We start from the raw sequence: 24,566 nt of genomic DNA on the forward strand, positions 1-24,566 counted from the left end.
GAACCAGCGCACATTAAAGCGGTCACCAAATGAACTGAAAACTCAATTTAAATCGATCAAAAGAACAGCGACCATTTTCATGCAAATGTCACAGCTATTAAATTTAGGGCACTTAAATAGCCGACATTCTTGTGACCAGACAGTCACGAATAAGAGCCGATTTAACCACCACAGCAGCTGTTCTAGAGGGGGCCAGGCCAGGCGCATTGAGCCATGCTGCAAGCATGATTAGTGCACTTTATCTCGCGAGCGATTTCGCCACCCAGCAGCTGACCAGCCAGGTGGAGCGGAAAAATGTCGGATAACCCGGGACTGAGTGGGCGGCATGAAAAAAGGATGAGTGGCCGTTTCTGCGGCATGAGTTACCACAGGCAACTCAGCAGAAACCGGGCCAAAGAGCAGCTGCCCGCACAGAACGGGCACTTGCTGCGCTGCAGCGATCAGAGCCCGGTGCTGAACCAGGACAACAGCAAGGCTGCCAGCAGCGTGATGCCGGCAAAGGCATAGAAGAAGCGATTCAGGCGCCGAGTTGGCTCGTGCAGCAGCGAAGCCTCATCACTCAGTTCAACCTGGCTACCGGCAACCAGGCCCGCCACCGCACGCTGCTCGCGAAAGCGCGTGGCCAGTAGCAGCCAGGCCCCCGCAACGGCGAAAAACAGGGCCAGGCTGTTGACCACTTGGGCCGGGTGATTGAACAACAGCGACCAGAAAACCTGCAGCGACATCAGCAACCTCTGCTTCAGGCGACCTCGGCACACAGCGCCGGGGCAACGAAAGGAATGGCAGCCAGGCAAATAAGCTGGCGGGCAAAATACGGGGGCGGATTCTACCGAAGCCCTGCACGCATGGCTGTCGTTTCCGACGAAGTAGCGTCTAGCACTTGGCCCATTACCAATCGATCTGATGAGCGTCATGTTGGTCAACTATGTTTGCGCCTTGCCTGGCTGACTCGCAGCCATATTGGCAACAACCAGACTAGGGAGACTCGCAGCATGTTCACGGCGCAACCGCAGGATCGTGATTACTTGATCGATTCGCTGGACGATATCGAAACCATCCGACTGGTCGATGAGCTGTCTATCAACGTGCAGGATCACCATTGGCTGGCCTATTGCGCCTTGGGCGGCCACGAGCACTACGATCTGCCGGATATCGATGAGCAGACCGGCATCAGCCTGCCCGAGCTGTACCACGAAGCGGCCTGATGCGGGCCCGATATGAAAAAACCCGGCCTGAGCCGGGTTTTTTCATACTGCAAAGACTTACTGAGCCAGCAACTGACCGATGGTCGGGTCCTTGAAGGCGCGAGTCAGCGCATCGCTGAGCACATCGCCAACCAGCTTGGTGTTGGTTTCCTGGTTCGGCGCCATGCCGAAGCGCTGGTTCAGCGAGGCGCCGTAGCGGCCGCTGTAGCGACGGCTGCTGTTCTGCACATCGACACGGAAGGTGGCGCTGATATCGGCCTCGGTGACGTACAGACCTTCTTTCGGCGACTGGTACTTGAGGTCGGCCAGGGTCAGGGTCAGCTGCGGTGCGTTGTAGGCATTGGCGCTCGGAGTGAAGCCAAGCAGGCGCACGGCGGCCTCGGCCTCGGCCTGCAGGCGCGGCAGGATGTCCGGGCCCTGCACACTGATCGCGCTGGTTTCCGGATACAGGCCGCCACGGGTGCCGAGGTTCGGCGAGGCACGTCCATCGGCAACCCGCACCACCACCGGCTGCCCCTGGCCCACGGCGACCAGGGCCGCGTTGAGGCGCGGTTGCGGTTTGAGTTGCTGCGGGCTGTGGGCACAGCCGACCAGGGCCAGGCTGAACAGGGCGATCAGGCCGAGCAGCGCACGGTTCATCATGCTTGATCTCTCCAGAAGGGGGTTGCGGAAAATGGCCGGCAGTATACCCAGCAGGATTCTGGGCTGACAGCTGGTTTTTCTGACCACGCCAGCGTCACGCGGGTTCCTGTCATGCCCCTGTCACCCGACCATGGGATAAGGAGCGGGCCAACCAAGAGGACAGCCTGATGATGAGTTTGTGGAGCCTGCTCAGCCCGCGCCGCAAGATGCACTGCTATGCCCTGCTGGATAGCGACGGTCGCTGCCGGGCCTTGCGCGAGAGCACTGTGATGCCCAGCGCGCCAGGCTGGGTACAAATCAAGGAAGTGCGCATCTGCTGGTTGGGCCAGGAGCTGCCAGTCGGGGAGATTGTTCTGCCCCGACAACAATTCAGCCGCCCGAGAGCGATGGTAGCTGCATAAAAAAACCGCCCCGAGAGGCGGTTTTTTTATCGTGCATCAGACTCTTTAAGCATTCAGCTGCAGGCGATCTGCCGTCTGCGCACTGACTTCGCGGTACAGCTCGGCATTCTCCTCCAGCACCGCTTCGCGGGCCGGGAAGATTTCCTTGAGCTTGCTCGCCCAGGCGTCGCTCTTGGCCTGTTCGGCGAAGCAACGCTCGATCAGGTTGAGCATGATCGACACGGTCACCGAAGCGCCCGGCGAAGCGCCCAGCAGGGCGGCGATGGTGCCATCCTCGGCCGATACCAGCTCGGTACCGAACTGCAGGATGCCGCCCTTCTTCGGGTCTTTCTTGATGATCTGCACGCGCTGACCGGCCACTTCCAGGCTCCAGTCCTCGGCTTTGACCTGTGGATAGAACTTGCGCAGGGCATCCAGGCGCTGGTCCTGGGACTGCAACACTTCCTTGATCAGGTAGCGGGTCAGGTCCATGTTGTCGCGGGCCACGGCCAGCATCGGGCCGATGTTGCTCGGGCGTACCGACAGCGGCAGGTCGAGGAACGAACCGTACTTGAGGAACTTGGTGGTGAAGCCGGCATAGGGGCCGAACAGCAGCGAAGTTTTGCCATCCACCACACGGGTGTCGAGGTGCGGCACCGACATCGGCGGCGCGCCGACTTCGGCCTGGCTGTAGACCTTGGCCTGGTGCAGCTTGACCACTTCCGGGTTGTCGCAACGCAGCCACTGGCCACTCACCGGGAAGCCGCCGAAGCCCTTGCCTTCCGGAATGCCGGACAGTTGCAGGAGCGGCAGCGCGCCGCCACCGGCGCCGAGGAAGACGAACTTGGTCGTTACTTCACGCTGCTCGCCGGTCTTGCTGTTCTTGATCTCGACCGACCAGCCCTGGCTAGTGCGCTTGAGACCGGTAACTTTCTGGTTGTAGCTGACGTTGACGTCGACCTGGCTGGCCAGGTGCTGCAGCAGCTGATTGGTCAGCGCACCGAAGTTGACGTCGGTACCGTTCAGCGAACGGGTCGCAGCGATGCACTCGCTGGCATCGCGGCCCTGCATCATCAGCGGCATCCACTCGGCCATGGCGGCCTTGTCTTCGCTGTATTCCATGCCTTCGAAGGCATGGTGCTGGCTCAGTGCGGCGTGCCGGGTCTTGAGGAAGCCGACGTCCTTCTCGCCACGCACGAAGCTCAGGTGCGGTACCGGGTTGATGAAGTTGCGCGGCGAGCCGAAGCTGCTCTTGCCACACAGATAGGACCAGAACTGCTTGGAGACTTCGAACTGGGTGTTGATCTGCACGGCCTTCTTGATATCGACCGAACCATCCGCCGCCTGCGGGGTATAGTTCAGCTCACAGAGGCCGGCGTGACCGGTACCGGCGTTGTTCCACGGGTTGGAACTCTCGATCGCACCAGAAGAGCGCAGCTCGGCGATTTCCAGCTTGAGGCCGGGGTCGAGCTCCTTGAGCAACACCGCCAGGGTGGCGCTCATGATGCCGGCGCCAACCAGCAGCACATCCACAGTTTCGTGATTGACTTGCGTCATTAACGCTTCTCCAAGATCTGCAGTACCAAATTGATGGCATCGGCCTTTTGAGCCGCGCATCAACCACTAATCACTGACAGCCAGACAGGTGCCTGGAATATCGTAGCGGCGATCATCAGGGGCCGTTGACTCGGCCTGACCCGATTCCTCACCACCTCTCATTGGCATGCGCCACCTGTGGGCAGCCCATGCGCTCAAACTCCGCAACACCACCGCTTTCGCCCGCCGAGCCTGCAAGCGCTCAAGGCTGGACTGCAGCGCGCGCCTGCCGAACAGGCGCAAGCCGACCTTTGCCGGGCGGATTTTACGGCGCGCACAATACCATTAATGACGCATTTTCAGACGCAAAAATTGCGCCGATAACATCCGTCGATCCTGTTTATTGGCCGAATCAGCCGCGTGCGGCCTTGATCGCCTCGATATAAGGCTCGGCCAGGCGCTGATCCTGGATCAGGGCGACGAAGTCATGGCCCTGGGCATCCTGGGCATTCAGGTCGTAACCGGCGTCCTTGAAAAAGCCGAGGAAACGCTCGAAATCGTCGATACGCAGGCCACGGTAGGCCTTGACCAGCTTGTGCAGGGACGGCGGCGTGGCATCGGCCGGTTCAACCGCGAGGAACAGCTTGATCGAGTCTTCGCTGATTTCTTCGCCAATCACCTGTTTCTTGTCTTTACGCATCACGCACTCCAGCTCGGCGACCATCACGGGGCCGGCAGTTTACCCTTGCCCGCCAGTGCGCTCAACGCGACTAAATGATCCAGCGCAGAGCAAACCCACACGAAGCGCAAGCCTTTATACTGCCGCCAGTCGACATGGAGCCTGCGATGCCTCTCCCCCAGCTGTTTGCCGCCTGGCGTCAGGCCTGGCGTGCCGGTTACTCGCTACAGGCCCTGCGCGGCGACCTCAGCGCCGGCCTGACCGTCGGCATCATCGCCATTCCCCTGGCCATGGCCCTGGCGATTGCCGTCGGCGTACCGCCGCAACATGGCCTGTACACCGTCCTGATCTCCGCTCCGCTGATCGCCCTGACCGGCGGCTCGCGTTTCAATATCTCCGGACCAACCGCGGCCTTCGTGGTGATTCTGCTGCCCATCACCCAGCAATACGGCCTCGGCGGCCTGTTGCTGTGCACCCTGCTGGCCGGGCTGATCCTGATTGCCCTGGGGCTGGGACGCGCCGGCAAGCTGATCGAGTTCGTGCCCTACCCGGTGACGCTCGGCTTCACCGCCGGCATCGGCATCGTGATTGCCGTGCTGCAGATCAAGGACCTGCTCGGCCTGCGCCTGGCCGGTGCGCCACAGCATGTGGTCGAGCACCTGCAGCTGATCGGCCAGGCCCTGCCGGACTTCCACCCCGGTGACGTACTGATCGCCAGCGCCAGCCTGGCCACCCTGCTGCTGTGGCCGAAACTGCTGCCCAAGGTGCCGGGCCACCTGGTCGCCCTGGCTGTCGGCGCCCTGCTCGCGCTGCTGCTGGAATCGCTCGGCCTGCCGGTGGCGACCCTCGGCGAGCGCTTCAGCTATACCGTGGACGGCGTCAGTCATCCCGGCATCCCACCCTTCCTGCCTGAATTCGCCTGGCCCTGGCAATTACCGGGGGCAGATGGCAAACCCTTGCTGCTGTCCTTCGAGCTGATCCGCCAGTTGTTGGCCCCGGCCTTCGCCATCGCCATGCTCGGCGCCATCGAGTCATTGCTGTGCGCGGTGGTCGCCGATGGCATGACCGGCAGCAAGCACGATCCGAATGCCGAGCTGATCGGCCAGGGCCTGGGCAATCTGCTCGCCCCGCTGTTCGGCGGCATCACCGCCACCGCCGCCATCGCCCGCAGTGCCGCCAACGTGCGCGCCGGCGCCTTTTCGCCGCTAGCGGCGATCATCCATGCCGGCGTGGTGCTGCTGGCCATGCTGTTCCTGGCGCCCCTGTTCAGCTACCTGCCGATGTCCGCACTGGCCGCCCTGCTGCTGGTGGTGGCGTGGAACATGAGCGAGCCAGGCCATGTGCTGCACACCCTGCGTATCGCCCCGCGCAGCGACGTACTGGTGCTGCTCACCTGCCTGTTGCTCACCGTGCTGTTCGACATGGTCCTGGCGGTCGGGGTCGGCCTGCTGCTGGCCACCGGCATCTTCATCAAGCGCATGAGCGAGCTGACCGATACCGCCGTGCTGCCGGGGCACCAGCTGCAGAGTCTCGGCGAGCTGCCGCCCCAGGTGCTGGCCTACAGCATCCGCGGCCCGCTGTTCTTCGGCGCGGCGGAGAAGGCCCTGAGCGTGCTGCGCCGCTTCAATCCGGAAGTGCGGGTGGTGATCGTCGACATGAGCGCGGTGCCGCTGCTGGACATGACCGCCCTGGCCGCCCTGGACAACGTGCTGCGCGACTACCGCAAACAGGATATCGGCCTGGTACTGGTCGGCGTGGCGCCACGCCTGCGCCTGAAACTGCGGCGGGCCGGGGTGCAGCGTGAGAATGGCCGGCTGGCCTATATGCGTGACCTGCCCCAGGCACGGGCCAAGGCGCTGAGCTGGCTGGAGCAAGCGGGTAATCCGTAGCCCGGATGCAATCCGGGAGCGGAGTTGCCGGCTTCCCGGATTGCATCCGGGCTACGGAAGGGTCAGACGAACTGCGTGCGCATCCAGGCCAGGTACTCGGCCACGCCGGCCTCGCCTTCGCGCGGCGCCCAGGCCGCCTGCTCGTCTTCAACCAGCGGGCGGTAGGGGCCGGCCTTGCATTCGAACAACACGCTATCTGCCGCCAGCACCACCAGGGCATGAAATTGCCCCGGCGGCAGATCAACCCCCAGGCAGTCGCCGCCCGCTTCAAGCAATCGGGTTTCCTGCAACTCGCCGCTCTCGCCAAATAGCAGCAGGCCGAGTCGCCCCTGCAGCACCAGCAGGGTCTCGGCCTTGTCGGCCGCCAGATGGCGATGGGGCGGGATATAGGTATCCGGCTGCAGCCCAACCGCCAGGCGGTGGCAAGGCTCGGCCATCTCATGCAGGTTGTGGTGGCTGCGCTGGCGCGGGCTCTGCGCCGCCCTGGCGGTCAGCGCGGCGAACAGGTCACGGTCGAGAAAAGTCGTCTTACTCATAACTTGATCCTGCTTAGGATCTCGCGAGCTAGAGCCAGGCAAGGCAGAAGTGCGCGAGGACGCGGAGTTTACTGAGTGTAAATGAGCAGTCCGAGCGCGCTTCTAACGCAGCATGGCCGACGCGCAGCAGATCCTATGCGGGATCAGAGGCCTTTGACCGCGTAGATACCGGCGGCATTGCGCCAGTAACCCTTGTAGTCCATGCCGTAGCCGAAGATGAAGCGGTCTTCGCAGGGCAGTCCGACGTAATCGGCCTTGAGGTCCGGGCGCGCCTTGCGGTCGTGGATCTTGTCGATCAGCACCGCGGTGTGCACCTGGCTCGCGCCGGCATGCTTGCAGAAGTCGATGATCGCCGAGAGGGTGTGCCCCTCGTCGAGGATGTCGTCGATGATCAGCACTTCGCGGTCAATAAAGGAGATTTCCGGCTTGGCCTTCCAGAACAGCTCGCCGCCAGTGGTTTCGCTGCGGTAGCGGGTGGCGTGCAGGTACGACAGCTCCAGCGGGAAGCCCAGCTTGGGCAGCAGCTTGCCGGCGAAGATCAGGCCGCCATTCATCACGCAGAACACCACCGGATTACTCTCGGCCAGCTCACCATTGATCACCGCAGCGACTTTATCGATGGCCGCTTCCACTTGCGCATCGGTGTACAGGCAATCGGCTTCGGCCATGATTTGGCGGATGTGGGCGAGGTCGGCAGACATGGTCTTCTCCGGAAGCGAGGAAATAGGCTGGTTAAACAATTGCCGGGAGCAATTGTTAACGTCGCGTAGCGACGGCCCGAAGGGGGCCCGCCAGGGATGGTAGGTCATAAAAAATGGTCGGCAAAGGTACTCAGACTGAAGCAGCAGGGCAAGTCTGGGCGGATATTTTCTGACCACTTACTCAAGTCACTCAGTAAACTGCGCATCGTCCAGCTGGCATGACCAGTGCTTTACTCTAGACAGTATTTCAGCCGCCCTTCCCGGAGACCCTGCATGCCCATCCGCGAGATCCGCCACCCACTGATCCGCCACAAGCTCGGCCTGATGCGCCGCGCCGATATCAGCACGAAGAACTTTCGCGAACTGGCCCAGGAAGTGGGCGCCCTGCTCACCTACGAGGCGACCAACGACCTGCCCCTGGAAGACTGCGAGATCCAGGGTTGGGCCGGCACCGTGCAGGTGGAGAAGATTGCCGGCAAGAAGATCACCGTGGTGCCGATCCTGCGCGCCGGTATCGGCATGCTCGAAGGGGTGCTCAGCCTGATCCCCGGGGCCAAGGTCAGCGCCGTCGGCGTGGCGCGCAACGAGGAAACCCTGCAAGCGCACACCTACCTGGAAAAACTCGCCCCGGAGATAGACGAGCGCCTGGCGCTGATCATCGACCCGATGCTGGCCACCGGCGGCTCCCTGGTCGCCACCATCGACCTGCTGAAAAAAGCCGGCTGCAAGGAAATCCGCGCCATGGTCCTGGTCGCCGCGCCGGAAGGGATCAAGGTGGTCAACGACGCCCATCCGGACGTGATGATCTTCACCGCCTCGATCGACCAGTGCCTCAACGAGCACGGCTACATCATTCCCGGCCTCGGCGATGCCGGCGACAAGATCTTCGGCACCAAGCAGAAGGACGCCTGAATATGCAGGATGAATTCAACGATCCACTCTGGCGCCAGGTGATTTCCGGCGCACAGATGCTCTTCGTCGCCTTCGGCGCCCTGGTGCTGATGCCGCTGATCACCGGCATGGACCCCAACGTGGCGCTGTTCACCGCCGGCATCGGCACCCTGCTGTTCCAACTGGTTACCGGGCGCCAGGTGCCGGTGTTCCTGGCCTCCAGCTTCGCCTTCATCGCGCCGATTCTCGCCGCCAAGGGTGAGTTCGGCCTGCCTGCCGTGCTCGGTGGCGTGGTCGCCTCCGGCCTGGTCTACATCCTGCTCAGCGCTTTGGTGCGGGTCAAAGGCGCTGGTTTCATTGACCGCCTGCTACCGCCGGTGGTGATCGCCCCGGTGATCATCTCCATCGGCCTGGCCCTGTCGCCGGTAGCGGTGAACATGGCCATGGGCAAGGCCGGTGACGGCAGCGCGCAACTGGTGCCGTACGAAACCGCCATGCTGATTTCCATGCCGGCACTGATCACCACCCTGCTGGTGGCCGTGCTCGGCCGTGGCCTGCTGCGCCTGGTGCCGATCATCGCCGGCATCGTCGTCGGCTGTGTACTGGCCGCCTTCTTCGGCGTGATCGACAGCAGCGGTATCGCCGCCGCGCCCTGGCTGGCACTTCCGGCCTTCGTCACGCCCGAGCTGCACTGGGGTGCCATCCTCTACATGGTGCCGGTGGCCCTGGCACCCGCCATCGAACACATCGGCGGGGTCGTGGCGATTGGCAGCGTGACCGGCAAGAACTTTATCAAGCAGCCCGGCCTGCACCGCACCCTGCTCGGCGACGGCCTGGCCACCTCGGCGGCCGGCGTGTTCGGCGGCCCGCCCAACACCACCTATGCCGAAGTCACCGGCGCGGTGATGCTGACCAAGAGCTTCAACCCGAAGATCATGACCTGGGCAGCCGTGTTCGCCATCGCCCTGGCCTTCATCGGCAAGTTCGGCGCGGCGCTGCAGAGCATTCCGGTACCGGTGATGGGCGGCATTCTCTGCCTGCTGTTCGGCTCGATCGCCGTGGTCGGCCTGAACACCCTGATCCGTCACCAGGTCGACCTGTCCGAGGCGCGCAACCTGATCATCGTCTCGGTGACCCTGGTGTTCGGCATCGGCGGCATGGTCATCGGCAACGGCGACTTCGCCCTGTCCGGCATTTCCCTGTGCGCCATCAGCGCCTTGCTGCTGAACCTGGTACTGCCGGGCGGCAGCGCCTGGCACAAGCACCCGCCGCTGGACCCGGAAATCTGAGCCGCCCGCTAAAACAATCAGCCCCGCATCTGCGGGGCTTTTTTTCATGCGGTTCGCCGAAGGCGGGAGCAACGTGCAAAGCCGGCAACGCGGGTTGCACGCGCCCTACGTTTCACTGCGGCAACCGGGCCCTGTCTCAGAACGGCTCGGCGATGTACTTGAAGGGGTAATTGGCCGCCTTGTAAGAGCCGATCTTGCGCTTGGGCAGCTTGACCTTGGGCTGCGGGATTTCCTCGTAGGGAATCTGCTGCAGCAGGTGGCTGATCAGGTTCAGGCGCACGCGCTTCTTGTCCTCGGAACGGGCGACGAACCAGGGTGCCCAAGGCGTATCGGTGGTCTCGAACATCTTGTCGCGGGCCTCGGTATAGGCGTCCCAGCGATTGTAGGACTTGATGTCCATCGCGGTCAGCTTCCAAGTCTTGCGCCCGTCCTCGATGCGCGCGCGCAAGCGCCGTTCCTGCTCCTCGGGGCTGACCTCCAGCCAGTACTTGAGCAGGATGATCCCCGAGTCGACCATGTTGCGTTCGAACATCGGTGCACCTTCGAGAAACTTTTCTAGCTGCACCTCGGTGCAGAAGCCCATCACCCGCTCGACGCCGGCGCGGTTGTACCAGCTGCGGTCGAAGATCACCACTTCACCGGCCGCCGGCATGTGCTGGACGTAACGCTGCACATACATCTGGCTCTTTTCCCGCTCGGTCGGCGCCGGCAGTGCCACCACGCGGAAGATGCGCGGACTGACCCGCTCGGTCAGCGCCTTGATGGTGCCGCCCTTGCCCGCGCCATCGCGGCCCTCGAACACCACCGCGACCTTGGCGCCGGTGGCCACCACCCATTGCTGCAACTTCACCAGTTCGACATGCAAGTCATGCAACTGCTGCTCGTACTCCTTGCGCGACAGCTTTGCGCCTGCAGTATCGGCAGCGGCTTCGGCTTTTCCTTGCTTGCTCTTGTGCTTGCTCATGTCTGATTCCGTCATTATTGATAACCCAGCACCAGCCTAGATCGTCTGGCACCAGCCTTCCATGTGCTGGATCAATAACATAGCAGTGTGCCCCCGCGCTGCTGGCGCCACATGGCAGCGCGCGCTATGGTCAGCCCCCCACTGCTGCCAGCGGACGACAGCCCATGCTCGACACCCTTTCCCGCGTCTTCGGTTTTTCCCAGCTGCGCCCTGGCCAGGATCGCGTGGTCAACGCCGTGCTGGCCGGTCGCTCGGCGGCGGCGATCTTCCCCACCGGCTCGGGCAAGTCGCTGTGCTACCAGTTGCCGGCCCTGCACCTGCCGCACCTGACCCTGGTGGTGTCGCCGCTGCTGGCACTGATGCAGGACCAGTTGGCCTTCCTGCATGCCCGCGGCATCAGCGCCGCCAGCATCGATTCGGCGCAAAGCCGCGAGCAGACGGCCGCGACCATGGCTCGCGCCAAATCCGGCGAGCTGAAGATCCTGATGATCTCGGTCGAGCGCCTGAAGAACGAGCGCTTTCGCCACTTCATCGGCCAGGTGCCGATCTCCCTGCTGGTGGTCGACGAGGCGCACTGCATCTCCGAGTGGGGACACAACTTCCGCCCCGACTACCTCAAACTGCCCGACTACCAGCGCCAGTTCGGCATTCCCCAGGTACTACTGCTCACCGCCACGGCCACACCGCCGGTGATCGCCGACATGCAGAAGAAGTTTGCGATTGCCGCAGACGATGTGGTCACCACCGGATTCTACCGGGCCAACCTCAACCTGCTGGTGGAGCCGGTGGCCGGGCGCGACAAGCCGCTTCGCCTGGTCGAATGGCTGGGCGCCAAGGCCGGCCAGCCGAGTATCGTCTACGTCACCCAGCAGAAGACCGCCGAACAGGTGGCCGAGCAACTCAGCCAGCGCGGCTTTCCCGCCAGCGCCTACCACGCCGGCATGCCGCACGAGACCCGCGAAGCGATCCAGCGGCAGTTCATGGATGGGCGGATCAACTGCATCGTCGCCACCATCGCCTTCGGCATGGGCATCGACAAGGCCGACATCCGCAACGTGGTGCATTTCGACCTGCCGAAATCCACCGAGAACTACAGCCAGGAGATCGGCCGCGCCGGGCGCGACGGCCAGCCGTCCGACTGCCTGGTACTGGCCAACCGCGACAGCCTCAACGTGCTGGAGAACTTCGTCTACGGCGACACGCCAGAGCTGGCCGGCATCCGCTGCGTGCTCGACGAACTGCTCGGCAGCAGCCAGAACGGCGAATGGGAGCTGATGCTCAACCAGCTCTCCGAGCAGAGCAATATCCGCCAGCTGCCGCTGAAGACCCTGCTGGTGCAGCTGGAGCTGCGCGGCATCATCGCCCCGCGTTATGCCTATTTTGCCGAGTACCGCTTCAAGTACCTGGTCGAACCAGAGGCACTGCTGGGCAAGTTCGAAGGCGAGCGGCGGCAGTTCGTCGAGGCGATCATCGCCACGTCCAGCCGCGCACGCACCTGGTGCACGGTGGACTTCGACACCCTGTACAACCAGCACCAGGCCGAGCGCGGGCGGGTGGTCAAGGCCCTGGACTTCTTCCAGGAAAAAGGCTGGATCGAGCTGGAAAGCAAGCAGATGACCGAGGTCTACGCTCTGCTCGATTCGCGCTTCGACCCGCAACAGCTGAGTGAGGAGCTGCACGCCTACTTCCGCCAACAGGAAGCCAGCGAGATCGCCCGTATCCAGGCCATGCTCGAGCTGTTCGCCAGCGACCAGTGCCTGAGCCAGCGCCTGGCCGCCTACTTCGGCGACGCCCAGGCGCCGCAACGCTGCGGCCACTGCTCGGTGTGCCACGGCCAGGTCGCCCAGCTGCCGCCGCCACCGGCGCTACGCCCGCTGGCCGGGCAGGACTTCCAGGCCCTGGGCGGCGCCTTCAGCCAGCGCCATCGGGAAGCCAAAGGCTGCGAGCCCAGCGCCGAATGCCTGACGCGCTTTCTCTGCGGTATCAGCGTGCCGCTCTTCACCAAGCTCAAGGCCCGGCAGATTCCCGGCTTTGCCGCGCTGGAAGACTACCCCTATGCCGAGGTGCGCAGCTGGGCCGAACAGCAGGCCTAGGCTCTGCTTTGCCCTGTAGGAGCCAGCTTGCTGGCGATCGAGTTGCCCCTATTCGCGCTGATCGCCAGCAAGCTGGCTCCTACAGGAATTTCCGGTGCGGCTCTGCGCTCCCGCGCTCAGGCGTTGCGGGCCAGTCACTAGCAGCGCGGCAGCCCCCAATGGGTCTGCACCAGCCACTCGGCAAAGGCCGCCGGCGCCAGCGGTTTGCTCAGCAGGTAGCCCTGGGCGATATCGCAGCCGAGCTGGTCGAGGCGCTGCAGCACGGCGTCGGTTTCCACCCCTTCGGCCACCACCTTGAGGCCCATGTTGTGGCCCAGCTCGACGGTGGAACGGACGATGATGTCGTCGTCCGGGTTGCTCAACAGGTCCTGGACGAAGGATTTGTCGATCTTCAGCTCGTGCACCGGCAGGCGCTTGAGCTGGGCCATGCTCGAGTAGCCGGTGCCGTAGTCGTCGATCGACAGGCGCACGCCCAGTTCGCACAGCTGCTGCAACTGGCCCAGCGCCTGCTCGGGGTCGGCCATCACCGCGCTTTCGGTGATTTCCACCACCAGACTGCCCGGCGGCACGCCCTGCGCAGCCAACTCGCTGGCGATAAAGCCGGCGAAACCAGGGTCGGCCAGGTCGAGGGCGGAGACGTTGACCGCGGTTTTCAGCGCCAGGCCCTGCTCCTGCCAGGCACGGCTCTGCGCCAGAGCCGTGCGCACCACCCAGCGGGTCAGCGCGCAGACGTTGCCGGTCTGCTCGGCCAGGGGAATGAACTCGTCCGGCGGAACAAAGCCATGCACCGGATGAATCCAGCGCACCAGGCACTCCACGCCCATCAGGCAGCGCTGGCGGATATTCAGCTTGGGCTGGAAATACAGGCTCAGCTGGCCCTGCTCCACGGCGCCTTTCAGCTCGCTCATCAGAGCCAGGCGCACCAGGCTGTGGCGGTCCAGCTCCGGGCGGTAGAGGGCGTAAGGCGAGCGCTGCGCCTTGCCCAGGTACATGGCCACCTCGGCGTGCTGCAGCAGGCTGCCGGCGCTCTCGCCGTGGTCCGGGTGCAGGGCGATGCCGAGGGTGGCATTCAGGGTCATGCTGATGCCGCGCACAGCAAACGGCTGCTGCAGGGCGCTGCGGTAGTGCTCGGCGGCGGGGATCACGCTGCCGGGGTGGCAGTGCGGGATCAGCAGGGCGAATTCGTCACCGCCCAGGCGCGCCAGTTGCTCGCCAGCGCGCAGCAGCTCCTGCAGGCGCCGGGCGAGCAGGCACAGTAACTGGTCGCCGGCCTCGTGGCCGAGGGTGTCGTTGAGATCCTTGAAGTTGTCCAGGTCCATCAGCAGCACGGCCACGCCCTCGCCTGCCGGGCAGTCGGCCAGGGCCAGCTGCAGCTCGGCGACGAAACGGTTGCGGTTGGCCAGCTGGGTCAGCGGATCGCGGTAGGCGAGGAAGCTGATGGTCTGCTCGCGCTCGGCGATGCCCTGCTGCATGGCGACGAACTCACGGGCCAGCAGGCCGACCTCGCCGCTGGCACGGGTAGCCACGCTGGCCTGGTAATCGCCACCGGCGATGCGCCGCACGTTCTCCACCATCTGCGCCAGCGGCCGGCTGACGGTATTGGCGATCCACAGCGCGCCGAGGCCAGCGAACAGCAGGGCAATGGCAAAGATGGCCGCCAGTTGCCACTGCAGCGGCTGGTAGTGGGCCAGTTCGGCAGACAGCGAACGCATCAGCAGCACCTGCAACGGCCCACCGGTTTCGGTCAGGGGCGCGCGCAGAGCCACCTGTTCGCGCTGCTGCAACTGGAAGTGGAACACCCCCGCTGTATCCGGCACCTGCAGGCTCGCCAATTCGGCGCGCGACAGCCCGTCGAGGTTGCTGGCCAGCACCCGGTAGGCGCCGGGCGCGCCGTCCAGCAGGGCCACGTCGGCCCCGCTGAGTTCGGCCAGGTGCGCGGCCGCCGCGTCGTCCAGCTCGAAGGCCATCAGCAGCCAGCCCATCAAGTTGGGCCGCGGGGCGAAAATAGGTGTCAAGTTGACGTGCAGCACGCGGCCATCCAGCACCACCAGGCGCTCGGCACTGTCGGGCTCGTCCAGGGCCAGCAGGTCGTTCCAGGGCAGACGCGCACCGGGCACCAGTTCGGCGCTGGTGCCGGCCAACACCTGGCCCTCGGGTGCCAGCACCAGGGCGAAGCTGGCCTGGCTGCGCGAGGCGAATGATTCCAGCGCGGCGGACAGCGACTGCGCCTCCTGCTGCGGGCTGGCGACCAGATCGGCGATCTCGCCGAGCAAGGTGAAGTCCTTGGCAATCAGCTCGGCCAGCGCGCTCTGCGCCTGGCGCCGGCTCTGCAGTTCATTGGCCAGCACGCCATGCGCCGAGCCCAGCTGCGCCTGCACCTGCTGCAGGCTGTGGCTGTAGGTGGAGCGATAGACCAGCGCCAGCAGTAGCACCATCACCGCCAGCAGCAGGAGCAGGAAGAAGCCGAGGATCTTGCCGCGCAGGCTCATGGCGCGTAACCACCCTTGCCCTGCGGTCGCTTGCTCGGTTCCTTGGGCCGTGGGTCCGGTTTGAGTTCACCGCTCAGGCGCCAGAGCAACGGGCCGTCAGCCGCCAGTGTGCGCACCTGCTGCTCGGCCGGGTCGGCGATGCGCGGATGCCAGACATGCACGCGCTGCCCGGCGGCCGGCTGGTAATCGATGCGCGCCTGGCCCTGGGCATCGGTCTGGGCGAACCAGGGGCTGTCCAGCACCAGGATGAAACCGAGCATCCAGTCGTGGATATTGCAACCGAGGGTGACCAGGCCGGGCTTGTCGAATAGCACGTCCTGGGGCAGGTCCTGCTGCTTCTGCAGGCGCAACTCGAAGCGCTTGGCCGGGGAGAAGGAATAGACGTGGTGGTTGATCGGGTCGGCGTTGGGGAAGCTCACCGTGGTGCCCGCCTGCACGGCCAGGATATAGGGCACGAACTGGCGTTTTTCCTGGTTGACCTTGAGGCCGGCTGCCGGCGCCTGCCCCGCCCCCGGCTCGATCCACAACACGGCGTCGGCCAGCGGCCCGCCGTGCTTGTCCGTCACCTGGATATCGAGGCTCGCCGCCGCCAGCCAGCCACTCCACAACAGTCCAGCCAGCAGCCCAACACCCAGCTTGCCCATGCCCACCTCCAACGGTCGATGGGCTGAGTATAGGAAGGCAGCGCCAGGCTGTAGCCATTCGCCAGCAACGGGCGATGCTGTTTAACGCCGGCGGGCCGAGCGGTAGTCCAGCGCCGGTAGGTTGTGCCTACTCGCTGACACTGAACTGCAGCTGGGCGGTCTGCCCGCCCTGGTCCAGCACGCTCAGCTGATACTGCCCCGTCTCGCGCAGCACCTGGGCGAATGCCTCGCCTGGCTGGCTTTCGGCCAGCGGCGCGCCATTGAGGAACCACCAGCGCGTGCCACTGCCGCCCAGGGCCGATAGCTGCAGGCGCAGTGGGTCGGCACTGCTGGCCGGGCGACGCAGGCGGTCGTGGTCGCGAATGCCGACGATCGACAGCGGCGCCGCCGGCGGTGCCATGGCCGGCGGACAGCTGGTGTCAGCCGCCGGCAAACGTGCCGCGCGGCGTTCACGACGCGGCAACCAGGGCTCCAGTGGTGCCGGCCAGAGCGCCACCTGACGCGCCTCGCCAGCTGTACAGGTGGCGGCCACCTGGCGCCCCTGCGGATTGACCCAGATGTTCTGCAACAGCCCCAGGCCCAGCGGCTGATCGGCCGCCTGCAGGGTCGGCGGCGTAGTGCCGTCGAGGGTCCAGGCAAAGCGCTGGCGCCGGCAATTGTCATCCTCACGGGCCAGCGGTTGCCCCAGCGGCCAACAAATCGCGGCCACGCCGATACTCTCCGGCACTTCTTGCACAGGAGGCGCCAGGCCACGCTGGCTGTCGCGGTTGACCAGCAGATCATGCACCTGCAGCAACAGCGGCGCGGCCGAGGCCAGGCCGAACTGACCGGGCACCGGGGTGCCGTCCGGACGGCCAATCCAGATACCGATCAGGTGCCGTGGACCGACGCCCACCGCCCAGGCATCGCGAAAGCCGTAGCTGGTGCCGGTCTTCCAGGCCAGCACGGGGCGCTGCAGCAACTCGGCACGCGGGTCGCGATCGGGTCGTGCCTGGCCGGCCAGAATACGCCGGATGATCCACGCCGCGCCGGGCGAGAGCAGGCGGCGCTCGTGCAGGGCGTCCTGCGGCTGCAGGCGCGGGCGCGCGGCGAGGCCGTCGCGGGCAAAAGCGCTGTAGCCGCCGACCAACTCCTCCAGACGGCTGCCGGCGCCACCGAGAATCAGCGCCAGGTTGGGCTCGGCAGCGGCCGGCAAGGTCAGCGGCACCCCGGCATTGCGCAGCTCACCGGCAAAGCGCTTCGGCCCGTAGGCCTCCAGCAGTTGCACCGCGGGCAGGTTGAGCGAGGTGGCCAGGGCCTCGCTGGCCGACACCGGGCCGATAAACCCGGCCGCGAAGTTACCGGGGCGATAGTCGCCATAGCGCCGCGGCACATCCTGCAGCAGCGACTCGGAATGGATCAGCCCGGCGTCGAGGGCCAGGCCATAGAGAAAGGGTTTCAGCGTGGAACCCGGCGAGCGCAGGGCGCGCACCATGTCGACATGGCCGAAGCGGCGCTTGTCGGCGATATCCACCGAACCGAGGTAGGCGCGCACCGCCATGCTCTCGTGCTCGACCACCAGGATCGCCGCCGAGGTGTGCTCCGGCAGGCGCGCGCGCCAACCCAGCAGCAAGTCCTCCAGGCGCCGCTGCAGGCTGGCATCGAGGGTGGTGCGGATCAGCGGCGGGCTGCCCGGCACATTCAGCCGCCGCGCCAGCAGCGGCGCCAGGTTGGGCTCTTGGCGCGGCGCCAGCAGCACCGGCTCCTGCAACGCTTCGTCGACCAGGCCCTGCGGCCACACCTGGAACTGCGCCAGGCGCCGCAGCACCTTGTCTCTCGCCGCCTGGGCGCGCTCGGGGTGACGATCCGGACGCAGCCGGCTGGGCGCCTGCGGCAACACCGCGAGCAACGCCGCCTCGGCGCGGGTCAGCTGTGCCGGTGACTTGCCCAGGTAGGCCCAGCTGGCCGCCGCCACGCCCTGCAAGGTGCCGCCGAAGGGTGCGCGGTTAAGGTAGAGGGCGAGGATCTCGTCCTTGGACAGGTGCCACTCCAGTTGCAGGGTGCGCCCGAGCTGACGCAACTTGCCGGCAAAGGTGCGCGAATGCGGATCGAGCAGGCGCGCCACCTGCATCGACAGGGTGCTGCCACCGGACAGCACGCGCCCCCCCGTGAGGTTCTGCCAGGCCGCACGACCGAGAGCCAGCGGGTTGACCCCGGGATGCCGGTAGAACCAGCGATCCTCGTAGGTCAGCAGCGCCTGCAGGTAATAGGGCGAGACCTGCTCCGGCGTCACCGGGTAACGCCACACCCCCTCGGCATCGGCGAAGCGCCACAGTGGCGTGCCGTCCTCGGCCAGCACCACACGGGCCAGGTCGTCCTGCGGCAAGGGTAGCGGGAACAGCCGATCGACCACCAGCAGCAGCAGCGCCACCAGCAGCACGGGCAGCGCCAACCAGGGGCGACGCAAGCGAATGAGTAAGCGGCTCAGCTCCATGGGCCTGCTACCCTTCGCCACAGCAGGTGCCTGTGGCATGCTGCCTCGCATTGCGCGCAACAGCCGAGGAGCGGCCCCGAGCGGCCGGACATATTTTCGTGAGTGATTTCTTTCAATGGCTGGGTCACGCACTCGGCACTCTGATCCGTTTCATCGTCGAAGCCCTCAGCGGCTTCTTCGGCCTGTTCGCCGACGCCGGCCGCAGCTTCCTGCAGGGCCTGGCCAACGCCCTGGGCACCGACATCGGCCTGCTCAGCCTGGTGGCCATGGTCTGCGGCCTGTTGCTGCTCTACGCCGCGGTCCGTGCCGGCATGCGCAAGGCTTTCGTGCGCATGGTGATCTATGGGTTGCTGGGGTTGTGGTTGTTGAGTTTGATTGTGAGTTGAGACAACTGCCCTCTCCCCCGGCCCCTCGGCTTTGGCTTCCTGCGTCGCTCTAACTCCTGCATCCCTGCAGTCGTCTCCCATAAATGGGCGAGGGGTGACTAACGCCAGACGCCGTAGTTTATCCCGATGCCTGCTCTTCACCTGCAAAGCCTTCGGCAGCACCTATCAGTCACCCTGGGCACGGCCTACCCCCCCTCTCCCGCTCTTTGTTTATCAAGAGGGGGGAGAGGGCTGGGGAGAGGGTCGATGGCCAGACGAATCCGCTCCAGCACCGCCGCCATCTCCCCCAGCACCTGATGACTCCAGAAGCGCAGCACACGATAACCACGCTCCTGTAGATAGCCATCGCGCACCTCATCCAGCTGCCGCTGCTCGACATGCTGGCCGCCATCCAGTTCGATGATCAGGAAACACTCCAGACAGACAAAGTCGACGATATAGCGGGCAATCGGTTTCTGTCGCTTGAACTTCAACCCCATGAAGCGGTGACCACGCAAGTGATACCAAAGCCGGGCTTCGGCATCCGTCATGTGGGTACGCAGGTGCTTGGCGTTTTCACGCAGTCCCATGTGAGCCTCCTTGCTCCCTTTGCCCTCTCCCCAGCCCTCTCCCCCTCTTCATAAACAAAGAGTGGGAGAGGGGGTAGTCCGCGCATGGCCGACCTGCTGAAGTCACCCCTCGCCCACTTATGGGAGAGGGGCCGGGGGAGAGGGTTAGCGCCCCCTCACCACCAGTTTCTCCGGCGTCTCGCCCTGGGCCTTCCACGCCGGGCGGTACATCGATTCCACTTGAGGCGGCGGAACCCGGTAGGTGCCGGGCGTCACGGCTCGGGCCAGGTAGAGCAGGTGGGTGGTGTCGTAGCCATTCACATCCAGCGCCGCCACGTAGCGGTCGTCGCGGAACTCCTGGTGTTTGATCGCGGCGTTCTGCATCGATTTCTGCCAGTCCTTCACCGCGCTGCTGGCGTCGTCCAGGCTGGCGGCGCTCTGCGCCAGGTTCTGGTTTTCCAGCTCCAGGCCCGCCGGTAGCAGGTCGACCAGCAGGGCATCCGGCACCCGCTCATCGGCGCGCACCGCCAGGTGCACCAGCACCAGCTGGCCGCTTTGCAGATTGTTCAGGTCCAGCGCGTTGCCGCCCAGGTCGTAGTACTCGCGCTCGATGCTCAGGTTGTTGCCCCCGCCTGCGGCGCCTGGGCCGGGTAACCGGACAGTGTCAGCTGCTGGTACAGGCTCTGCTCGCCCGGATTGCTCAGGCTCAGCGGCTCGCCCAGGCCAGCCCCCTGCAGCAGCACGGCCGGCTGGCTGTTGCTCAGCTCGCGCAGTTGGCCGGCGACTTCCAGCACGGCGTTCCAGTCCTGCTCCGGCTTCTTCACCAGGCTACGGCCGGCGAGGAACAGCGAATTGCGCTCCTGGGTCGACAGGTAGTCCTGCAGCGCACGCTCCTCGGCCAGTTCGAACAGCAGTTGCTCGCGCGTGCCGGCGGCCAGGTCGTTCTCCTCCAGCAGGGCGTAGATCAGCGCCTGGTCGCGCAGCGGGCTGCCGTAGTCGGCCAGCCAGTCCTCGCGGTTGCGACCCTGGGCCATACCCACGGCCAGCGCCTCGTCGGCACGCGGCTTGTCGCCCATCTTCTGCAGGGCCACGGCCAGGTGCACCAACGGCAGGCCGGACTGCGACTCGCTGCGCCGCTCGTACAGCGCGCGCAGGGCGCCCAGCGGCGCCTGCTGACTGCGCGCCAGCACGTAGCCGGCGTAGGCCTGCACGGCAAAGCGGGTGTGGTCGAGGTTTTCGCTGTAGCCGACTTCGATCAGGTTGCGTTCCTGCAGGTAGCGCAACAGGCGCTCGCTGGCCTTCTTCAGCGGCTCGGCGGGCACGGCGAAGCCCTGCTCGCGGGCGCGCAGGAGGAAGTCGGTGACATAGGCGGTCAGCCAGTATTCCTCGTCGCTGTCACTGCCCCACAGGCCGAAGCTGCCGTTGTAGCGCTGCATACCGAGCAGACGCTCGATGCCGATCTCGATGGAGCGGCGGCGCTGCTGTTCCGGTTCGCCTTCCAGGCCGAGGCGCTTGAGGGTGGCGGCATCCGCGTACAGCGAGGGGTACAGGCCGCTGGTGGTCTGCTCCAGGCAGCCGTAGGGATAGGCCTTGAGGGCACGGATCTGCTCGGCCAGATTGAGCGGCGGACGACTGGACACGCTGAGCAGCGCCTCCAGCCCGGCCGGTTCGAAGGCCGCCAGGGTGCCGGCAGGCAGGCTCCAGCGCTCGCCCTTGAGCACGCTGCGGAACATCTGCTGCTGCGCCGGCCAGGCCGGACGCACACCGATGCGCCAGGTGCGACTGAACGGCGGCAGGTTCTCGCCCGGCAAGCTCAGGCCCTGCACGCTGATGCGCAGCACGCCGGCGCCGAAGCCGCCGGCGGCGCGCACCGGGATACGCAGGGTGGTGCGCTGGCCCTGGTCGAGCTGAATCGGCGCGGTATGCCCGCCGGGGGTTTCGCTCAAGGCCAGCTGCCCCTCGGCGTTGAGCTGCACATCAAGCTTTTGCATGGCGCCGGACAGGTTGGTCAGGTCCAGGGCCACGGTGGTTTCATCGCCGCCGGCGAGGAAGCGCGGCGCCGACAATTCGGCCACCAGCGGCGCGGCCACCACCGTCTTGCCCTCGGCCATGCCGTAGCGCTCGTCGGTCCAGGCCTGGGCCATCAGGCGCAGCTCGCCATTGAAGTCGGGAATATCCAGGCTCACTTCACCCCGGCCCTGGGCATCCAGCTGCACCGGCAGGCTCTGCTGAGCGACGATAGTGATGCTGGTGTCCGGGCGTTTGCCGCCCTTGGCCAGCGCGGCGTCACCGCCGAAAGCCAGGCTGGCCAGGCGACCCTGACCGGCCTCGATCAGTTGGCCGTAGACATCCAGCTGATCGGCGCCGTAGGCCTTGCGCCCGAAGAACTGGGCGAAGGGGTCCGGCGTCGGGTATTCGGTGATATTGAGGATGCCGACATCCACCGCTGCCACCAGCACCCGCACCTCGCTCGGCACGCTGCCGTCGGCGTTCTTCGCCTGGATCTGCACCTTCAGCGGCTGCTGCGGACGCATCTTCTCCGGCGCGCTCAGGCTCAGCTGCAGCTTGCGCGAGCCGCGTTCGAACGGCAGATGCAGCAGGCCCACGGCGCGCTTGGGCGTGGCGCCCGCCTTGCGCTCGCCGGGGCGGATCACCAGCGCGCTGATGTACAGGTCATGCCGTGCCCAGTCGTCGTCCAGGGCAATCTCGAAGGCCTTGCCTTCGGCCGGCACCTCGATTTCCTGCCACCACAGCGGGCCGTCGCTGGATTCCACCAGCAGGTAGCCACTGCCGGCCACCGGCGGGGTAACGGTGACCGTGGCGGTGTCGCCGGCACTGTAGGCCGGCTTGTCGAGAGCCAGTTTGACCTGGTCCGGACGCACCGCGCCGCCGTCGGTATTGTCCTGCCAGGAGTAACCGGCCCACAGCCGCAGGCTGCTCATGATGCCGGTCTCGGCATCGGTGACTTCGATACGGTACGGGCCCCACTCCACCGGGAAACTGACCTTGGCCGTGCCGCCGGCGGCGACACTGATGTTTTCCTCGGCCAGGTTGAGGAACTTCTCGTTGTAGTGGTAATTCCAGCCCTCGCCTTCGGAGAAGCTCCAGTAGTAGTCGCGACGCTCGCGGATAAAGCGCACGTTGAGCTGTTCGGCGGCCAGCTTGTTGCCGGCCGGGTCGGCGACCAGCAGTTCGAACTCGGCCAGGCTGTCGCCATCCACCTCCTCGCCCTCGAACAGGCCGCGCACCCCGGGCAGTCGCTCGGCTGGCCACACCGGTTGCACCAGGCGCCGGGTGATCGGCCGGCCCCCGGACTCCTGCAGGCTGGCCTGGACGATCAGCTGCAGCGGTGACTTGGCCTCGGCCCAGCGGTTTTCCACCTGGATAACAGTCTTGCCCTCGGCATCCAGGCTGGTTTCCTCCAGCTCGAGATCCTGGCTTAGCTCCTCCTCGGTGAGCGAGCCGAACTGGTAGCCGGGCAGCGCCTTCACGGCCTCGCGCAGCGGCCGCACGTAGACCTGGCCGGTCAGGCGGTTGCCGGACGCCGGCGCGCCGTACAGGTAACGGCCCTCGACCTGGAATTGCGCCTCGTCGCTCGGGGCGATCGGCGTCTCGCTGCCCTTGAGTTCCAGGGCCAGGCGTTCGGGCAGGAAGTCCTCGACGAGGAATTCGTAGATCTGGCTGTGGCCGCTGCCGACATCCAGCAGCAGTTGCCAGCGCCCGGTCGGTGCCTCGCCGGCCAGCTGCAGCTGGTACTGGTAGAGGCCATCCTCGCCCGGCTGCCAGACGAACTTGCGGCTGACCTGCTCATCCGGCCGGCGCACTTCCACATTCACCGGCTGCGGCTTGACCGCGCGGCCATCGGCATCGCGCAGCAGGGCATTGAGCAGCACGGTCTCGCCCGGGCGATACAGATCACGCGGACCGAACACGAACAGCTGCAGCGGGTTGGGCATCTCGCCGCCGATATCGAACTCGGCCAGGTCGAGGGCCGGGCCGCTGAGGTTGAGCAGGCTGGTCTGCTCGCCCTGGCGGGCAAGCAGCAGGGCGGCATTGTCGGGCAGGCTCAGCTCGGCATGGCCACTGCTGTCGGTGCTGCCTTCGCCGATCACCTGGCCCTTGTCGCTGAGCAGTTCCAGGGTCACATCGGCCTGCGCCGCGCCGCCTTCCAGGGCCTGGGTGAAGACATCCAGACGGCCACGGTAACGGTGTACCGACAGGCCGATATCACTGAGGGTGAACAGGGTCGCCGGCTGCGTGTAGTTGTAGGTGCCGGCCTCGCGCATCACCGCCAGGTACACGCCCGGCTGCTTGAACGGCTCCAGGCCGGCAATCGGCAGCAGCAGGGTTTCGCGGGTATTGCGCGCCGGGTTGAGGTCGAAGCGCCCGCCATACACCAGCTCGGCCATCGGCAGCAGCTCGCGGGCTTCCCAGGTGCTGATATTCGAGCTGCGCCCCCACTGGGCGAGAAAACTCGGCAGCGCTTCCTGGCGGATGCGGAAGAATTCGACGTTGACCTTGTCGACGTTCAGCGCGATCACCGGCAGGCCTTCGGCCAGGCGGGTCGGCAGCAACGAGCCACGGCTGGCGAAGCCAACCGTGGGCTGCATGTCGCGGGTATCGATCTGGCTGCTGTATTCCGCGCCCAGTTCGCTGGCATTCACTCCGCGCAGGCCGGCATCGATGGTCAGCAGCAGGCTGCGTTGCGGTTCGAGATGGCGCAGGCGCAGTTCCATCAGGTTGTCGGACAGTTCCCAGGCGCCGTCGACCTTGCCGCTTTTCTTGTCGACCAGATGCAGCTTGGCGGCGAAGTCCTGTTCGGGATCGAGCGGCACGCTGAAGGTCACCGACAGCGCACTGGCGCCCTCGAGCTGCACTTCCGAGGCATCGGCCACGCTCAGCTGGCGCCCGGCATAGCGCTTGGCCAGCGCCTCGACATCCGCCGCCGGCCTGGCCGCGTCCTGCGGTGCGACGGGGCGGTCGGCGCTGGGCGCCTCGGGAGTGGAAGAATCGCAGGCACTGAGCAGCGTCAGTGCGAGGGCCAGAAGCAGTCCTTTGTTCGGCATAGCAGGCTCCCAGAGCGGGCAAGGCAGAGGAGCGCAACTATAGCCGAAGCCTGCTCACTCAGACGTGATGCAGGGCGGGGTCATGGCGCATAACCCGTCTTCGTAGAGACCGCGCGAACCACCGGCAATTTGCGGGTTACCGATATCCAGCACCC

General features: G+C 65.6%; 18 protein-coding genes and 1 pseudogene. 7 read left to right on the top strand and 12 right to left on the bottom strand.

All coding sequences use genetic code 11. The annotated features are described in order from the left end of the window. Window positions 1–440: 440 nt before the first annotated feature. Window positions 441–725: a hypothetical protein gene (locus LRS11_RS22130; protein WP_260494963.1), complete on the bottom strand. Its 285-nt coding sequence runs from the start codon at window positions 723–725 to the stop codon at window positions 441–443. 267 nt (window positions 726–992) lie between these two features. Between LRS11_RS22130 and LRS11_RS22135 the strand changes: the two genes are divergently transcribed. Beyond that, window positions 993–1,205, top strand: coding sequence for a hypothetical protein (locus tag LRS11_RS22135; protein WP_260494964.1), 213 nt, complete (start codon window positions 993–995; stop codon window positions 1,203–1,205). 57 nt (window positions 1,206–1,262) lie between these two features. Here LRS11_RS22135 and LRS11_RS22140 read toward each other — a convergent pair whose 3' ends face one another. Then, window positions 1,263–1,847 (bottom strand): YajG family lipoprotein, encoded by a 585-nt coding sequence (locus tag LRS11_RS22140; RefSeq protein ID WP_260494965.1) that lies wholly within the window; start codon window positions 1,845–1,847, stop codon window positions 1,263–1,265. 167 nt (window positions 1,848–2,014) lie between these two features. Here LRS11_RS22140 and LRS11_RS22145 point away from each other — a divergent pair, with 167 nt between their 5' ends. Next, window positions 2,015–2,248, top strand: a complete 234-nt coding sequence (locus tag LRS11_RS22145; RefSeq protein WP_260494966.1) for a hypothetical protein — start codon at window positions 2,015–2,017, stop codon at window positions 2,246–2,248. Between the two features lie 45 nt (window positions 2,249–2,293). Here the strand turns inward: LRS11_RS22145 and mqo are convergent, their stop codons facing one another. Then, window positions 2,294–3,784, bottom strand: a complete 1,491-nt coding sequence (gene mqo, locus LRS11_RS22150) for a malate dehydrogenase (quinone) (RefSeq protein WP_260494967.1) — start codon at window positions 3,782–3,784, stop codon at window positions 2,294–2,296. 391 nt (window positions 3,785–4,175) lie between these two features. After that, window positions 4,176–4,463 (bottom strand): PA4642 family protein, encoded by a 288-nt coding sequence (locus tag LRS11_RS22155; RefSeq protein ID WP_260494968.1) that lies wholly within the window; start codon window positions 4,461–4,463, stop codon window positions 4,176–4,178. A gap of 146 nt (window positions 4,464–4,609) precedes the next feature. On the opposite strand from LRS11_RS22155, the gene dauA reads away from it, so the two are divergent. Further along, window positions 4,610–6,331: a C4-dicarboxylic acid transporter DauA gene (gene dauA / locus LRS11_RS22160; RefSeq protein ID WP_260494969.1), complete on the top strand. Its 1,722-nt coding sequence runs from the start codon at window positions 4,610–4,612 to the stop codon at window positions 6,329–6,331. Window positions 6,332–6,393: 62 nt separating this feature from the next. Here dauA and LRS11_RS22165 read toward each other — a convergent pair whose 3' ends face one another. Both LRS11_RS22165 and LRS11_RS22170 read right to left on the bottom strand, forming a co-directional pair. Continuing rightward, window positions 6,394–6,867: a WbuC family cupin fold metalloprotein gene (locus LRS11_RS22165; RefSeq protein WP_260494970.1), complete on the bottom strand. Its 474-nt coding sequence runs from the start codon at window positions 6,865–6,867 to the stop codon at window positions 6,394–6,396. Between the two features lie 143 nt (window positions 6,868–7,010). Next, window positions 7,011–7,568, bottom strand: coding sequence for a hypoxanthine-guanine phosphoribosyltransferase (locus tag LRS11_RS22170; RefSeq protein WP_182834195.1), 558 nt, complete (start codon window positions 7,566–7,568; stop codon window positions 7,011–7,013). Between the two features lie 273 nt (window positions 7,569–7,841). Here LRS11_RS22170 and upp point away from each other — a divergent pair, with 273 nt between their 5' ends. Beyond that, window positions 7,842–8,480, top strand: coding sequence for a uracil phosphoribosyltransferase (upp, locus tag LRS11_RS22175; RefSeq protein ID WP_260494971.1), 639 nt, complete (start codon window positions 7,842–7,844; stop codon window positions 8,478–8,480). Window positions 8,481–8,482: 2 nt separating this feature from the next. After that, the gene (locus tag LRS11_RS22180) at window positions 8,483–9,748 is read left to right on the top strand and encodes a uracil-xanthine permease family protein (protein ID WP_260494972.1); all 1,266 of its coding nucleotides are present in this window, start codon (window positions 8,483–8,485) and stop codon (window positions 9,746–9,748) included. Window positions 9,749–9,884: 136 nt separating this feature from the next. On the opposite strand, the gene ppk2 is transcribed toward LRS11_RS22180, so the two are convergent. Beyond that, entirely contained in the window at window positions 9,885–10,712 is an 828-nt protein-coding gene (gene ppk2, locus LRS11_RS22185; RefSeq protein ID WP_260494973.1) for a polyphosphate kinase 2, read from the bottom strand. Window positions 10,713–10,876: 164 nt separating this feature from the next. On the opposite strand from ppk2, the gene LRS11_RS22190 reads away from it, so the two are divergent. Then, window positions 10,877–12,805, top strand: a complete 1,929-nt coding sequence (locus LRS11_RS22190) for an ATP-dependent DNA helicase RecQ (protein WP_260494974.1) — start codon at window positions 10,877–10,879, stop codon at window positions 12,803–12,805. Window positions 12,806–12,942: 137 nt separating this feature from the next. Here LRS11_RS22190 and LRS11_RS22195 read toward each other — a convergent pair whose 3' ends face one another. From LRS11_RS22195 to pbpC, 3 genes are all read right to left on the bottom strand, one after another. After that, window positions 12,943–15,294: a bifunctional diguanylate cyclase/phosphodiesterase gene (locus LRS11_RS22195; protein ID WP_260494975.1), complete on the bottom strand. Its 2,352-nt coding sequence runs from the start codon at window positions 15,292–15,294 to the stop codon at window positions 12,943–12,945. Then, window positions 15,291–15,938: a methylamine utilization protein gene (locus tag LRS11_RS22200; RefSeq protein WP_260494976.1), complete on the bottom strand. Its 648-nt coding sequence runs from the start codon at window positions 15,936–15,938 to the stop codon at window positions 15,291–15,293. The genes LRS11_RS22195 and LRS11_RS22200 overlap by 4 nt, the downstream gene beginning before the upstream one ends. 127 nt (window positions 15,939–16,065) lie before the next feature. Then, a complete protein-coding gene (pbpC, locus tag LRS11_RS22205; protein WP_260494977.1) occupies window positions 16,066–18,411 on the bottom strand; it encodes a peptidoglycan glycosyltransferase PbpC in 2,346 nt (781 codons plus the stop codon). Window positions 18,412–18,503: 92 nt separating this feature from the next. Between pbpC and LRS11_RS22210 the strand changes: the two genes are divergently transcribed. Continuing rightward, complete coding sequence (locus LRS11_RS22210) at window positions 18,504–18,797, top strand: hypothetical protein (RefSeq protein WP_173211600.1); 294 nt, start codon at window positions 18,504–18,506, stop codon at window positions 18,795–18,797. A 185-nt stretch (window positions 18,798–18,982) separates the two neighbouring features. Here the strand turns inward: LRS11_RS22210 and LRS11_RS22215 are convergent, their stop codons facing one another. Together LRS11_RS22215 and LRS11_RS22220 are read right to left on the bottom strand one after the other, a co-directional pair. Next, a complete protein-coding gene (locus LRS11_RS22215; protein ID WP_260494978.1) occupies window positions 18,983–19,366 on the bottom strand; it encodes an endonuclease domain-containing protein in 384 nt (127 codons plus the stop codon). Window positions 19,367–19,510: 144 nt separating this feature from the next. Continuing rightward, window positions 19,511–24,411 (bottom strand): annotated as a pseudogene (locus tag LRS11_RS22220) (alpha-2-macroglobulin family protein). Between the last annotated feature and the right edge of the window lie 155 nt (window positions 24,412–24,566).

It is taken from the genome of Pseudomonas sp. J452 (assembly GCF_024666525.1).
Lineage (GTDB): Bacteria > Pseudomonadota > Gammaproteobacteria > Pseudomonadales > Pseudomonadaceae > Aquipseudomonas.

What these genes read in the sequence shown, in the direction of transcription:
- LRS11_RS22130 (WP_260494963.1), bottom strand. Translation starts at nt 725, where the DNA reads ATGTCGCTGCAGGTTTTCTGGTCGCTGTTGTTCAATCACCCGGCCCAA.
- LRS11_RS22135 (WP_260494964.1), top strand. Translation starts at nt 993, where the DNA reads ATGTTCACGGCGCAACCGCAGGATCGTGATTACTTGATCGATTCGCTG.
- LRS11_RS22140 (WP_260494965.1), bottom strand. Translation starts at nt 1,847, where the DNA reads ATGATGAACCGTGCGCTGCTCGGCCTGATCGCCCTGTTCAGCCTGGCC.
- LRS11_RS22145 (WP_260494966.1), top strand. Translation starts at nt 2,015, where the DNA reads ATGATGAGTTTGTGGAGCCTGCTCAGCCCGCGCCGCAAGATGCACTGC.
- mqo (WP_260494967.1), bottom strand. Translation starts at nt 3,784, where the DNA reads ATGACGCAAGTCAATCACGAAACTGTGGATGTGCTGCTGGTTGGCGCC.
- LRS11_RS22155 (WP_260494968.1), bottom strand. Translation starts at nt 4,463, where the DNA reads ATGCGTAAAGACAAGAAACAGGTGATTGGCGAAGAAATCAGCGAAGAC.
- dauA (WP_260494969.1), top strand. Translation starts at nt 4,610, where the DNA reads ATGCCTCTCCCCCAGCTGTTTGCCGCCTGGCGTCAGGCCTGGCGTGCC.
- LRS11_RS22165 (WP_260494970.1), bottom strand. Translation starts at nt 6,867, where the DNA reads ATGAGTAAGACGACTTTTCTCGACCGTGACCTGTTCGCCGCGCTGACC.
- LRS11_RS22170 (WP_182834195.1), bottom strand. Translation starts at nt 7,568, where the DNA reads ATGTCTGCCGACCTCGCCCACATCCGCCAAATCATGGCCGAAGCCGAT.
- upp (WP_260494971.1), top strand. Translation starts at nt 7,842, where the DNA reads ATGCCCATCCGCGAGATCCGCCACCCACTGATCCGCCACAAGCTCGGC.
- LRS11_RS22180 (WP_260494972.1), top strand. Translation starts at nt 8,483, where the DNA reads ATGCAGGATGAATTCAACGATCCACTCTGGCGCCAGGTGATTTCCGGC.
- ppk2 (WP_260494973.1), bottom strand. Translation starts at nt 10,712, where the DNA reads ATGAGCAAGCACAAGAGCAAGCAAGGAAAAGCCGAAGCCGCTGCCGAT.
- LRS11_RS22190 (WP_260494974.1), top strand. Translation starts at nt 10,877, where the DNA reads ATGCTCGACACCCTTTCCCGCGTCTTCGGTTTTTCCCAGCTGCGCCCT.
- LRS11_RS22195 (WP_260494975.1), bottom strand. Translation starts at nt 15,294, where the DNA reads ATGAGCCTGCGCGGCAAGATCCTCGGCTTCTTCCTGCTCCTGCTGCTG.
- LRS11_RS22200 (WP_260494976.1), bottom strand. Translation starts at nt 15,938, where the DNA reads ATGGGCAAGCTGGGTGTTGGGCTGCTGGCTGGACTGTTGTGGAGTGGC.
- pbpC (WP_260494977.1), bottom strand. Translation starts at nt 18,411, where the DNA reads ATGGAGCTGAGCCGCTTACTCATTCGCTTGCGTCGCCCCTGGTTGGCG.
- LRS11_RS22215 (WP_260494978.1), bottom strand. Translation starts at nt 19,366, where the DNA reads ATGGGACTGCGTGAAAACGCCAAGCACCTGCGTACCCACATGACGGAT.